Origin of the sequence: Parapedobacter sp. 2B3 (assembly GCF_041925275.1) — a bacterium.
In the GTDB taxonomy this organism is placed as follows: Bacteria; Bacteroidota; Bacteroidia; order Sphingobacteriales; family Sphingobacteriaceae; genus Parapedobacter; species Parapedobacter pyrenivorans_A.
Genome location: NZ_JBHEUZ010000003.1, coordinates 248,875 through 261,279 on the forward strand (window position 1 = coordinate 248,875; position 12,405 = coordinate 261,279).

Here is a 12,405-nt window from a genome sequence, read left to right on the forward strand (position 1 = left end):
TTATTTCTTCAAACCAACAATAACTTTTTGCTTTTTTGCTATTTGTCTTTTCGCCCGAACACCGAAAAATGCACATACCGGCTGGGACGGGCCTTCATATCGGCAATCAGTTCTTCCAGGTTTTTAGAAGCCTGGTTAAGATTATCGTATAGTTGCTCATCGTTCAATAGTTGGCCGATGGAACCCTGCCCTTGGTTGATGCGGTCGGTAATCGACTGGAAATCGGCCATCGCTTTATTCGCACTGGTGATGGTCTGTGCAAAATCGGCTTTTGCTACCTGGTCTGTGATGCTGTTCAAATTGGCCAGCACATTACCGATGCGTTCATTGTTTTCTTTGAGGTTGTTGGTAATGGATTCCACATTCGCCACGATGTGGCTGATGCGGTTACGCTCGGAAACCACCAAGCCATCCAGCTGCCGGGTAATACCCTCCAGGTTTTGGAGCGAATTGGCAATACTGTTGATACTACGGTTGAAATCACGCTGGAAATCTTTGTTGATCGTATTGTTGATGGAATTCAGTACCGAGTCGAGCACCGCCGCGATGTCCTGCGCCTTCTTCTGTATCGGCTCTACCTGCTCCATGATGTTCTTCTGTATGCCGGCAGGCAGCTTGTCGCCATTTTTCGCATAGACGGCACTGTCGCCAAGCTCGAACACGATGGCTTTACCACCCAATAAATCGGTACTGGAAAGAAGCGCAACCGTGTTGGCCGGAACGGCGTAGTCTCGCTTTACCTTAAACTCCGTACGGATACGGCCATCTTGCTGTAATTCCATCTTCGAGACACGGCCGATCTGGTAGCCGTTTACCAAGATCGGTTTCGACTCAGTGAGGCCATCTACGCGGTCATAGATGGAATAAAGGGTGATTTCACGGCTAAACACATCGTTTCCCCGCAGAAAACTATACCCCAGAATCAATATCGCGATGGCGACCACCGCCAATATCCCTACTTTGGTTTCGTTTGCTATTTTCAAGAGTTCCCTTTCGTTTTAGTCTGTTAAGCTATTGCGCTAAGCTATGAAAAGCTTATCAATAGTACAAAACAACTTTGATGCCGATATTGTTTAATATCCGGGCGTTATTGCCCGATTCGCTTCTTATACGCTTTGATGGCATCGACCAGATTCTTTACGATTTCAGCCTGTCCGTTTTCAGACATCATATAGGTCTCTTCGTTGGGATTACTCAAAAAACCGATTTCAGTCAATACTGCAGGCATGCCCGCCCCGGCCAGCACCTGCAGGCCCTGCTCCTGTACGCCACGATCTACCCGGCCAGACCGCACATACTCATCTTGTATAGCCGAGGCAAGGTGGATGCTCTGTTCGCGGTACTGGTTTTTCATCAAGGAGAAAACGATATAACTCGCCGGGTCCTTGGGGTCGAAACCCTGGTAGTTCTCCTCGTAATTTTCTTCAAGCAGGATATCGGCATTCTCCCGAATGGCCGCATCCTGTTCGCCTAGCCGATGGAAGCCCGACACAAAGGTTTCCGTACCGCGCACGGTCTTATCCTGTACACGCGCAGTATAATACTTACCCTTGCTGTTTCGGCGGCGCACCGGTTTAAGGCCGGTAGCATTGCAATGGACCGAAATAAACAGGTCGGCGCGGTTTTTATTCGCAAAATCAATGCGTTTGTACAGATCCACGTCCACATCCGTCGTCCGTGTATAGAGCACCTTCACGCCGGGCAGCTCCTTTTCGATCGCCTTACCCAATTTCAGAACCACTTGCAGCACGACGTCTTTCTCGAGCGACTTGGCACCACGCGTTCCTGGCTTGTCGCCACCATGCCCGGCATCCAGCACAATGGTGCGAACCGTGTATATTGAATCTCGGTGCTCGTTTGCAACTAATATAGTAGGGAGGGTAACTAACGAAAGGAAAAAAAGAAAAGGTGTAATGGAACGTTTTGTCATATCTGAAAACACCAAAGTACTAACTATTTTAATTAATTTTGTACGCAATTCTGATATTGCAAAAATAATATTCGTTGTCAAATTTGAGGTCAGTTGCCGCTATTTTTTCTTGCATTTCACTATTCTTAACGATATTCGCGGCCACTTCGGTATATGGCCAGGAAATTTCGGAGCCGGATAGCACGCGAATAGACACGCTCACCTTGGGAACGGATACCCTGGCGCTCGACTCCCTGAACGCTTCGCCCGATACCACGCGGAGGGAACAGACCGATGGCTTGAAAGCCGTCGTGACCATCGTTGCCCAAGATTCTCAGTTCACCGACATCCGCAAGAATATCATTCACCTGTACAAAGAAGCGAAAATAAAGTATGAGGGGTTCGAACTCGCGGCCGACTACATCCGGATAGACAACAACACCAATGAAATCTACGCCAGCGGCCTATACGACCATAACAACAAATATGTCGGCAGGCCGGTCGTCATCTTCCCCAACGAAACGCCGAAGGTCGTCGATTCATTGCGGTACAACTTTAAATCGGAAAAAGGGGATACTTGGGGAATTTTTACGGAAGTGGAAGGCGGATTTATCCAAGCAAACACGGTACGCAAAAACCAATACAACGAGATGTCGCTCTACCACGGCATGTACAGCACGTGTAACCTGCCCGAACCACATACCCATTTCGGCATCCAGATCAGCAAAGGCATCGTAACGGAAAACCAAATTATTGCGGGGCCGGCCTACCTCGTGATGGAAGGGGTTCCGCTCAAATTCATCACCATCCCCTTCGGATTTTTCCCCAAACCCAACAAACGTTCCTCGGGTTTCCTCTTCCCTACGTTCGGTGAGGAGTTCAACCGGGGGTTTTTCATGCGCGATATCGGATGGTACCTGGCCTTCAACGATTATTGGGACAGCGAAATCCGGGGCACCCTGTATTCCAAGGGATCTTATGAAGCTTCCATACGCACACAGTATAAAGTAAACTATAAGTTCAATGGAGGCTTTAACTTCCGTTATGCCAACACCAAGAATGGCGTGGAGGGCACCGACCAATACCGCTCTACCAAAGACTTCAACGTAACGTGGAACCACACGCAACTGCAGGAAGCCAATCCCGGCACCACATTCAGCGCCAACGTGAATTTCGGCACCAGCTCCTATGCCCAGAATACCGCCGCTGGCGCATCCTACAACTACGACGAGATCACCCGCAATTCGATGAATTCGAGCATCAGCTACGGCAGGACCTTCCTCGACGGCAAGGTCAACTTCACCAGCAGCTTGCGGCACTCGCAAGACATGGCGGCCAAGACGGTGAACCTCGATCTCCCCACCTTCTCGCTCAGCGTGAGTTCGTTCAACCCGTTCGACTCCAAAGACCGCGTAGGCGAACAGAAATGGTACCAACGCATCAACGTGAGCTATTCACTGCGGGGCGACAACATCCTCAATGCGAAAGAAACCGGACTATTCAGTAAAGAGACCCTAAGCCAGTTCCAGCATGGCTTCCAACACAGCATCCCCATAAGCCTCTCGCTCAATGCACTGAAATACTTCCAGTTCAACACCAGCGTGAACTACAGCGAAGGCTGGCACTTCCAAACCTACCGCCAGCGGCTGGAAAATACACCCAGCGGATTTGAAGTGCTGCGCGATACGGTAAACGGGTTCACGCGGTCTTATAATTACTCGGTGTCATCCGGCCTATCGACCAAGATCTACGGCATGTACCCAAAAATCGGGAAAATACAAGCCATGCGCCACGTCATCACCCCATCGGTAAACCTCAACTACCGGCCGGATTTCTCCGACGCACAATACGGTTTCTACCGGAAGTTCATCGATGCCCGGGGCGAAGAGACCTTGTATTCGATTTTCCAGGGCAGCCGCTACGGATCGCCCGGGTCTGGCCGATCCATGGGCATCGGGTTCTCCATAGACAACAACGTGGAGGCCAAAATATTGAGCAAAAAGGATACGACAGATGGTGGTGTCAAGAAAATACCGCTCTTGCAGGGGCTTACCTTCAGCGGCAACTACAATTTCGTGGCCGATTCGTTCAAGCTGTCCAATATCAACTTCTCGGGCCGTACGGCCTTATTCAACCAGAAAATCAACCTCAACTTCAACGGAACGTTCGACCCGTATGCCTTCGATAACCAGGCGGGCAGGCGCGTAAACCGCTATATGATCAAAGATGGCAAATTGGCGCGGCTCACGAACTTCGGGCTGTCGTTCGACTACAGCTTCAACCCCGATGCGAACAAAAGCCGGCAAGCGGGCCTCGATTCGCTGGATAACCAGAAGGCCAACATGACGCCCGAGCAACAGCAACAACTGGCGCGCATCAGTTCAGACCCGAACGCTTTCGTAGATTTCAACATCCCCTGGAACCTCGCCGGGTCGTTCAGTTTCCAATACGCCAACCCGGGAACCCAGAAACGTATTACCGCCACGCTGAACCTCCATGGCGACTTCAGCCTCACGCCCAAGTGGAAAGTACAGTTCAACTCCGGGTATGATTTCAAGCAAAAGGAGATTTCCATGACCCGCTTCAGCATCTATCGCGACCTCCACTGCTGGGACATGTCGTTCGGTTGGGTGCCTTTCGGGCGGTACCAAAGTTACAATGTAACCATCCGGGCCAAAGCCTCTATCCTCCAGGATTTGAAATTGACTAAACGAAACGATAACTTCGGAGCTTTCTAAGATATGCAGGCGGAAATCATTACTATCGGCGACGAAATACTGATCGGGCAGATCATTGATACCAACTCGGCATGGATGGCACAGCACCTGAATACCATCGGCATCCAGGTGAAGCAGGTGAGTTCCGTGGCCGACCACCCCGCAGACATCATCGTGGCCCTCACACTCGCTTCGGGCAGGGCCGATGTGGTCTTGGTGACCGGCGGGTTGGGGCCCACCAAAGACGACGTAACCAAGCAGACACTTTCGGTTTATTTCGGCTGCGGCCTCCGGCGCGACCCGAAGGTACTCGCCCACGTAGAATCCATTTTTAGCCGGAACAACCGGCCGATGCTCGAAATCAACCGCCGGCAAGCGGATGTGCTCGACAAAAGCGAAGTGCTCTTTAACAACATGGGCACTGCCCCCGGCATGTGGGTTACCCACAAGGAAAAGCCTTACATCATCATGCCGGGCGTGCCGTTCGAGATGAAACACATCATGCAGGAACACGTGTTGCCGCGGCTCCGCAACCTGGAAGGACGCCAGCCACTTTGGCACCACACACTGCTGACCGCAGGTATCGGTGAGTCGTTCCTCGCAGAAAAAATAGCCGATATCGAAGGTGCGCTGCCTGCGCATATCCAGTTAGCTTATCTACCCAAGCCCGGAATGGTACGGCTCCGGCTTACCGCTAAGGGCAAGCAGTTGGAAGTACTAAAACAGGAAACCACGGCCGTTGCCCGCCAATTGCGGGAGCGGTTGGGCGACCACTTCCTTGCCGACGAAGACACCACGTTGGAAGCGCTCATCCGGGATTTCATGCAGCAGCGGGGTCTGTTGCTGGCTACGGCCGAGAGCTGCACCGGTGGGAATATCGCCCGGTTGATTACGGCATTGCCGGGAAGCAGTTCCATGTTTGAAGGGGGTGCGGTAGCCTATTCCAATGCCGTGAAACAGCACCTTCTTGATGTAAAGTCGGCTACGCTCGAAACCCAAGGAGCCGTCAGTGAGCAAACCGTCCGAGAAATGGCGTTGGGTGCGCAAGCCTGCTTCCACGTAGATTATGCGATTGCGGTGAGCGGCATAGCAGGGCCAGATGGCGGCACGCCGGAAAAGCCCGTTGGGCTGGTCTGGATAGCCGTAGCCGGCAAAACAGGTGTGGTGGCACACCAGTTCCTGTTTGGCCACGACCGGGCAATCAACATCGAACGGTCATCCATGGCAGCATTGTTCATGCTTTGGCGGCTACTGCATGCGGAATCTACCGATATAAACTGATAGTATGCATCTTTTGCAGATGCAACCATTATTTTATTTTGAAATACAAACCGAATGCAGAATAAAATTTCGTTGTTTTATTTTTAGTCAATTATTTATGTAACTTAGGCGCGTTTCAATCAGTAATACGGAGAATCGTTATGGCGACATACAACTTACAACTACCCCGCATGGGTGAAAGCGTATCGGAAGCAACGGTGGTCAAATGGCTGAAACAACCGGGAGATCGCATCGAAGAGGATGAGCCGATATTGGAAGTTGCTACGGATAAAGTGGATTCCGATGTGCCTTCGCCGGTTTCAGGCACACTGAAGGAGCAACTTTTCACGGAAAATTCGGTAGCGCAGGTGGGCGACATCATTGCTACCATCGAGGTGGATGGAGCCGACGGCAATGAACCCGTCGAAGTGGCCGAGGTTGATACCGACGCGGTCGAAGCAGCGGATATCCCAGGTGTGGATCAATTGGACATCGACGACACGCCAGCGTCTGCCAAAGACAAAGACGCCACTACCCGGTTCTACTCTCCGCTGGTAAAAAACATCGCTGCTGAAGAAGGCATTACCACCCAAGAGCTTGACAGCATTCCGGGTACGGGCCATGACGGGCGGGTAACCAAGCAGGACGTACTCGATTACCTGGCCTGGAAAAACAATCCGGATGGGCCCGCTACGTATGAAAATATACAACGATTTACAGAAGAAGTTACCTTCTCGCAACCGCCACCAACACGGGATGATACGATGCATGAGTCCGCTCCTGTGCCAGCCATAACCAACAAGCCCGTTGAAACACCGGCCGCTGTCGCAATCAACCCCCAAGACGAGATCATCGAGATGGACCGCATGCGCCGGTTGATCGCAGACCACATGGTAAAGAGCGTACAGACCTCTCCCCATGTGTGTTCCTTCGTGGAAGCCGATGTTACCAACCTCGTTAACTGGCGCAATAAGATGAAAGGTGCCTACGAAAAACGCGAGGGTGAAAAGATCACGCTTACACCGATATTCATCGAAGCCGTGAGCAAGGCGCTCCGCGATTTCCCGCTGGTCAACGTATCCGTCAACGGTACGCAGATCATCAAAAAGCGCAACATCAATATCGGAATGGCTGCGGCCCTGCCTTCGGGGAACCTCATTGTGCCGGTTATCAAAAATGCCGACCAACTGAGCCTCGTGGGCCTCAGCAAGGCGGTAAACGACCTCGCTAACCGCGCACGTAGCAACAAGCTGCGGCCCGATGATACCCAAGACGGCACGTTCACGCTCACCAACATCGGTGCATTCGGCAACATCATGGGCACCCCCATCATCAACCAGCCGCAGGTGGCTATACTGGCGGTGGGCACCATCACGAAAAAACCGGCGGTGATCGAAACCGAACACGGCGACATGATCGGTATCCGGCACATGATGTATCTTTCACTCTCCTATGACCACCGCGTGGTTGACGGCGCTTTGGGCGGCCGTTTCGTGAAACGTGTTGCGGATTACCTGGAAAACTGGGATTCCAATCGGGAGGTTTAGCTATTGGGACTGAATTTCGCAGCGACCTTCAGGTACCTGGCATACAACAATACCGACGATGTGAGCAAGCCAAGCGTAAGCCCATACCATATACCGGTGACCCCCAAATCAAGCACGATGCCGAGTACGTAGGCCATGGGAAGCCCAATGACCCAATAGGCGACGAACGTGATCAACGTCGGTATATTCACGTCGCCCACCCCCCGCAGAATGCCCAATCCTACCACCTGCGTACCATCAAATAACTGGAATAATCCGGCAATGATGAGCAGTTGCGCGGCGATGCCTATCACCACGGTATCTTTCGTGAAAATCCATGGCAAGTACTGGTTCAACAACGCAAACAACAGGGCGCTCACGCCCATGAACAGCAACACGATGTGGTAACTGGAAACAGCGAAGCGCCGCAGTCGGAAAAAATTCCGCTGTCCGAAGTTATTGCCCGTTTTGATGGTAGCCGCTGCTGCAATCCCGCTAGCCATCATATAGGTCATGGCTGCCAGCGTGATCGCAACCTGGTGGGCGGCCTGTTCATTGGCACCGATGGTACCCGCTATCACCGCCGCCGCCGCAAACGCACCCACTTCAAATACGTATTGCATAGCCACAGGCGCACCTATTTTCAAGATAGACCGGCTCCGGAATATATCCAGATGAAACAAACGGAACTGTTCCAGGTATACCTTGAAGTTGACCGACCGGAACACATAGGCGCCCATCACCGCAGCCATCAAACAGCGGTCTATCAACGTAGCATACCCTACCCCACGAACGCCCATCGGCTCCAGGCCAAACATCCCCTTCACGAAAACGATGGCCAGCACCACATTGAGCACATTGCCCCAAATCGTGATGCGCATGGCTTGCTTGGTAAAGCCCAATCCTTCGGCAAATTGCTTGAACGCACTGAAAACCATCAGCGGAACGATGGATAGGCTCAGGATAAACAGGTAAGGCTTCGCCTCCAGCACTACCGCCGGGTCTTGGTCGAGGTGATCGATGGCCACCATCGAACCAAAATACACCAAACAGAAAAGCCCGATGCCGGCAAACAGGTTAATCCATATACTATTAGCCAGCAAGGCGCCGCACTCCCCATAGCTTTTACGGCCGTTCTCTTGCGCGATCAGCGGTGTGAGCCCATACGCAAGGCCCAGGCCGATGACCATCACGATCATGAATATGCTATGCACCAGTGATACGGCGGCGAGCGGGATGGTACCGGCAAAATGGCCAACCACGATGCTGTCTGCCGCCTGCACCAGCATGTGGCCCAACTGCGAAACCACCACGGGGCCAGCAAGCACCAATGTGCTGAGATAATACGGCTTGTATGATTTGAATCTTTGGCGCACCTTGCCTTCCTTTTTTTTAATAGGAGCGGCAAACTTAGATAAATTCTTACAAAACTGCTAAACAGGTGCAAACTTCCGGGCCGGCCATGCTTGATAAATAGGCAGGAACGGACACAAGCACGCGCAACATTTTTGTGGGTAGGCAACCGAAGTATTTACGGAAAGCCCCCGAAAAATGCGATGCATATTTATAGCCCACTTCCTGCGCCACCAGGGCAACTTTCAATTTTTCCTTTACCAGCAACGCTTTGGCCCGCTCCATGCGGCACGATGTGAGGTAGCCAAATACCGTGATACCATATACGGCCTTGAAATTGTTCTTCAAACTAGTTTCATTGGTACCAACGGCATGGGCCAGCCCTACCAATGAGTAATCCGCCGCCGGGTTGTCGTGCAGCATATTCCGCACTTTCCGGATCCGCTCCAATTCCTCCGGCCGTAGCTGCACCAACGCCCCCTTGCCGGCAAAACAATCAGCTTTTTCCAAAAACAGCACAAACAACTCGCCCAGTTTCAACTGCATATAGGCCGCTTGCAAATAAGCAGGCTTCTTCTCATGGAGTATCTGCTGGATGACGGCTATTTTCTTGATCCCCAACAATATATTCTGCCCTTTCAGCAACCAGGTACAGGTAGCGGCTTCCAGAAAATCATGGAGGTACGGCTGGCTATCCGCTATCGGTGGCGGGATATCCGAAAGGCCCACAATGAGCATGAACAGTTCGTTCGTCCCATCGCCATGGATAGCCACATCTTGTGTACAACCTCCGGCCACCAAGGAACAGTTGCTCTCTCCTGCTGTGAATGCCTTCATTTCCTCTTCGTTTCCGATACGGATATCCCGCCCTTTCGACACGAACATCAAACGGATCTCCGGCCTTGGCTGTGCCGAAATTCGGTACCCCGAAGCATGTGAGGCACTGATCTGGTAATAACTGAAAATACCAAAACGGCTTATCGTGATACGATTGTCTTTCAGCGCCACAGCGTGGCACCCTCCGTCTACCAATGTGCCATGCGTAAATTCGTCACGCCCCAAGTAAAATTCCGCCATTTATAATTTGTATTCCGTCAACTATAATTTACAGGTTATGCAACACCTTATATTTGCGCCAAATTTACATTATTTAGACTATATATAAATAATGATTCGGAAAAAGATATGAATCAATTTTTATCCACCGCGTTACTACTCCTCACAGCTTCAGTCGCCTTCGCCCAGACTGGCGGGCTTTCGGGCACCGTCACCACGCCCGCCGGCCAGCCCGTGGTGGGTGCTTCTATATCGCTAAGACCCGGCAATCTAGCCACCATGACCGATGAAAAGGGCCATTACACCGTCCTCAACATCCCCTTCGGCAGCTATGAGTTGGCCGTCACTTCGCTCGAGATACAGACCGTTGAAATACAAATAACAATCAATCAGGCCCGTAACCGTAAAAACATTGTTGCAAAGGAAAACGAGTCTACGCGATTGGAGGAAGCGTCCGTGGTCCGGAATACGGAAAAACGGACGATGGAAGTTTCCGGCTTCGCCGTTGCTGTCGTTGAGACCAAGGAAGCATCCTTACGGAACCTGACCACCAACGAACTATTGGATCGGACGGTAGGTGTCCGCGTGCGGCAAAACGGGGGGATTGGGTCCCAGGTGGAATACAACCTGAACGGTCTATCAGGTAGCGCTGTCGGGCTGTTCCTGGACGGCATCGAAATCTCCACCTATGGCTCTTCCTTCAATCTAAACAATATCCCGCCTGCCATGATTGAACGTATCGAGATTTACAAAGGGGTATTACCTTCGCATCTAACGGGCGATTACGTAGGAGGAGCCATCAATGTGGTATTAAAGAAAGACGCTTCGCAGAATAATATCACGGTAGCTACTTCATACGGGTCGTTCAACACCTTCCAATCGGATATCGGCGCAACATTCCGCGACAAAAAGAGTGGGTTTTCAGCAAGGGGGTCGGGCTTTTATACGTATACCGACAATAGCTTCACTACCTGGGGCCGGTCTACCACCTACGTCAACCATTTACAGCAAATAACCAGGCCCTACCGCGCTAAACGGTTCAACGACGCCTATAAATCAATCGGTGGACGCATAGAAGCTGGTTTTACGGATGTGAAATGGGCTGACCAATTCTTCCTAGGTTACAACATTTCAGACACGTACAATGAAATACCCCACGGCACCACCATGGCCGTACCTTATGTTGGCCGTTTTTCCGAGTTTCAAGCGCATGTGCTGAGCCTGAATTATAACAAAAGGGATTTGTTCATTGACGGGCTGGCGTTAAACGTTAACGCAGTGCGCAGCTATCGAAGCACATACCTACAAGATACCGTTGGATTGGCCTACAATTGGGACGGGACGGTGCGGGAAGTGATCGAATTTGACGAAAGGGTGCCCTTGCGCACCACCGGCGGTGGACAACAAGGCGAGAAAACCATCTCGCAGATAGACCGAAAAATAACCAATATACGTTCGAACCTTGGGTATACAGTCAAAGAGGGGCATCGTATCTCCTTGAACCATAAATTTGAAACGACCGACCGCGATGACAACGATTTGCTCAACCCCATCAACAAAGACCTAGTCACCGTTAGCACGGTGGCCAAGAACATCTTTTCTGTCAACTACGAGGCACAAACCTTCAAAAACAAGCTGAAAACAAACCTACTAGGCAAATACACGGTAAACAAAACCCACCGGAGCGAGCCGAGGATTATCAATCAAAACGGGCAAAATTCAATTATCCGCCGAGACACCACCACCTTCGCCGATAATTTCGGCTACGGCGCTACGCTATCATACAACGCCATTCCTGACTTGTTTGTCATCACCTCCATTGAGAATGCTTACATTATGCCGGGCGAAACCCAACTGTACGGTGATCCGGAAACGAATATCCTACCCAGCCTGAATCTGAGACCGGAAAAAAACATCAATTACAACCTCGGCCTCCGCTGGGGCGCTGTCGACTTCGGCAAACACAGGTTTTCTGCTTACGCAAGTGCTTTCTGGCGGAATGGTTTCGATAAAATCACGCAACAAGTGGTCGATGCGGACGACATCGAGTATGAAGAGGATGCCGATATACAAACCACCCGATACATCAATCTAGGCAAAACCCAGGCATTGGGCATAGAGGGTGAAATTATTTACACCTACAACAACCGCCTCAACGCCACGGCAAATTTCTCGAAATTCAACAACCTATTCAAGGGCGGGGCGGATGCAAGCGGCGAAGCGCATGACCTCTACAACGAACAGGTGCCCAATGAGCCCTTTTTTACCGTCAACGGGAATATCCAATATCGGCTCAACCATATCTTCCAGCGGCAATCGGTATTGAACCTGTATTACAACGCGGGGTATGTGGGCGAATTCTACATTGTATGGGGTGAACCCGAGTGGTCCAAAACGCCCACGCAATTTACGCACGACCTCGGTGCCAGCTATCGTTTTCCCAGCGGCAAATTAATTGCAAGCATCGATGCCAAGAATATCTTCAATGCTGAGGTATACGACAATTTCATGGTGCAGAAGCCAGGAAGGGGCATATATATCAAATTGAATTACACAATAAGTAAATTTTTATAACAATAATCGA

The 12,405-nt window shown here is 51.2% G+C and carries 8 protein-coding genes; 4 read left to right on the top strand and 4 right to left on the bottom strand.

Annotated elements, in window-relative coordinates; genetic code table 11:
• Positions 1-38 precede the first annotated feature (38 nt).
• Positions 39-983 (bottom strand): MlaD family protein, encoded by a 945-nt coding sequence (locus tag ACEVG1_RS05655; RefSeq protein ID WP_374742602.1) that lies wholly within the window; start codon positions 981-983, stop codon positions 39-41.
• A 104-nt stretch (positions 984-1,087) separates the two neighbouring features.
• The gene (locus tag ACEVG1_RS05660; RefSeq protein ID WP_374742603.1) at positions 1,088-1,930 is read right to left on the bottom strand and encodes an N-acetylmuramoyl-L-alanine amidase; all 843 of its coding nucleotides are present in this window, start codon (positions 1,928-1,930) and stop codon (positions 1,088-1,090) included.
• Between the two features lie 74 nt (positions 1,931-2,004).
• On the opposite strand from ACEVG1_RS05660, the gene ACEVG1_RS05665 reads away from it, so the two are divergent.
• The 3 genes from ACEVG1_RS05665 to ACEVG1_RS05675 all read left to right on the top strand — a co-directional run bounded on the left by ACEVG1_RS05665 (position 2,005) and on the right by ACEVG1_RS05675 (position 7,433).
• Positions 2,005-4,647 carry a putative LPS assembly protein LptD gene (locus tag ACEVG1_RS05665; RefSeq protein ID WP_374742604.1) on the top strand — a complete coding sequence of 881 codons (2,643 nt, stop codon included), beginning with the start codon at positions 2,005-2,007 and terminating at the stop codon, positions 4,645-4,647.
• A gap of 3 nt (positions 4,648-4,650) precedes the next feature.
• Positions 4,651-5,907 carry a competence/damage-inducible protein A gene (locus tag ACEVG1_RS05670; protein ID WP_374742605.1) on the top strand — a complete coding sequence of 419 codons (1,257 nt, stop codon included), beginning with the start codon at positions 4,651-4,653 and terminating at the stop codon, positions 5,905-5,907.
• 140 nt (positions 5,908-6,047) lie between these two features.
• Positions 6,048-7,433 carry a dihydrolipoamide acetyltransferase family protein gene (locus tag ACEVG1_RS05675; RefSeq protein WP_374742606.1) on the top strand — a complete coding sequence of 462 codons (1,386 nt, stop codon included), beginning with the start codon at positions 6,048-6,050 and terminating at the stop codon, positions 7,431-7,433.
• Here the strand turns inward: ACEVG1_RS05675 and ACEVG1_RS05680 are convergent.
• Both ACEVG1_RS05680 and ACEVG1_RS05685 read right to left on the bottom strand, forming a co-directional pair.
• Positions 7,430-8,788 (bottom strand): MATE family efflux transporter, encoded by a 1,359-nt coding sequence (locus tag ACEVG1_RS05680; protein ID WP_374742607.1) that lies wholly within the window; start codon positions 8,786-8,788, stop codon positions 7,430-7,432. The two genes, ACEVG1_RS05675 and ACEVG1_RS05680, sit on opposite strands and share 4 nt — an antisense overlap.
• Before the next feature lie 46 nt (positions 8,789-8,834).
• Positions 8,835-9,842 carry a helix-turn-helix transcriptional regulator gene (locus ACEVG1_RS05685; protein ID WP_374742608.1) on the bottom strand — a complete coding sequence of 336 codons (1,008 nt, stop codon included), beginning with the start codon at positions 9,840-9,842 and terminating at the stop codon, positions 8,835-8,837.
• 108 nt (positions 9,843-9,950) lie between these two features.
• Here ACEVG1_RS05685 and ACEVG1_RS05690 point away from each other — a divergent pair, with 108 nt between their 5' ends.
• Complete coding sequence (locus tag ACEVG1_RS05690) at positions 9,951-12,395, top strand: TonB-dependent receptor (protein WP_374742609.1); 2,445 nt, start codon at positions 9,951-9,953, stop codon at positions 12,393-12,395.
• The last annotated feature ends 10 nt before the right edge of the window (positions 12,396-12,405 follow it).

What these genes read in the sequence shown, in the direction of transcription:
- ACEVG1_RS05660 (WP_374742603.1), bottom strand. Translation starts at nt 1,930, where the DNA reads ATGACAAAACGTTCCATTACACCTTTTCTTTTTTTCCTTTCGTTAGTT.
- ACEVG1_RS05670 (WP_374742605.1), top strand. Translation starts at nt 4,651, where the DNA reads ATGCAGGCGGAAATCATTACTATCGGCGACGAAATACTGATCGGGCAG.
- ACEVG1_RS05675 (WP_374742606.1), top strand. Translation starts at nt 6,048, where the DNA reads ATGGCGACATACAACTTACAACTACCCCGCATGGGTGAAAGCGTATCG.
- ACEVG1_RS05685 (WP_374742608.1), bottom strand. Translation starts at nt 9,842, where the DNA reads ATGGCGGAATTTTACTTGGGGCGTGACGAATTTACGCATGGCACATTG.
- ACEVG1_RS05690 (WP_374742609.1), top strand. Translation starts at nt 9,951, where the DNA reads ATGAATCAATTTTTATCCACCGCGTTACTACTCCTCACAGCTTCAGTC.